The sequence below is a fragment of the Gluconobacter sp. P1D12_c genome (assembly GCF_018812105.1).
GTDB lineage: Bacteria > Pseudomonadota > Alphaproteobacteria > Acetobacterales > Acetobacteraceae > Gluconobacter > Gluconobacter oxydans_A.
Map to the genome: position 1 here is coordinate 1 of NZ_JACSIQ010000511.1, position 434 is coordinate 434.

General features: G+C 47.5%; 1 protein-coding gene. It reads right to left on the minus strand.

What is annotated here, in order from left to right; all coding sequences use genetic code 11:
* A partial coding sequence (locus tag KP705_RS17925) for a plasmid recombination protein (RefSeq protein ID WP_215765269.1) occupies positions 1–434 on the minus strand: 434 nt, incomplete at both ends.

Below are 434 nucleotides of genomic sequence, written 5' to 3' on the forward strand. Positions count from 1 at the left end.
GCCTTCAAATCATCAGGAACGATGAAAGCATGAAGATGAGGAAAAGCCTCATCATCATGCCTGATGACTGTCTTCAACTGGTCCCCATACGTGTCCTGCAACCACTTGACCGACCGAGCTTGCCAACGCTTACAATCGGCATCCATCTCACCTGGCCAAGACAGAACAATGCACGCCATAGTATTTTGAGTGCTTCTGATTTTCCTGCTCTTGCCATTCTTCTGAACATCAACAGCACCATCGCAAGCCTGCTCATGCTCACGCTCAAGAGCTTCTAAATCCTGACCAAAAACGAGAACCGGCTTGCCTGGATTTTCAACATGCAAACAGGCATCCGGATTTCTCCGGGTAGCCTCATCTATAGTCTCTTTAATATTCCACTTCTTAGACTTCGTTGCCTTGTCGGAAGGCTTTACAAGCACTTTACGACTCAG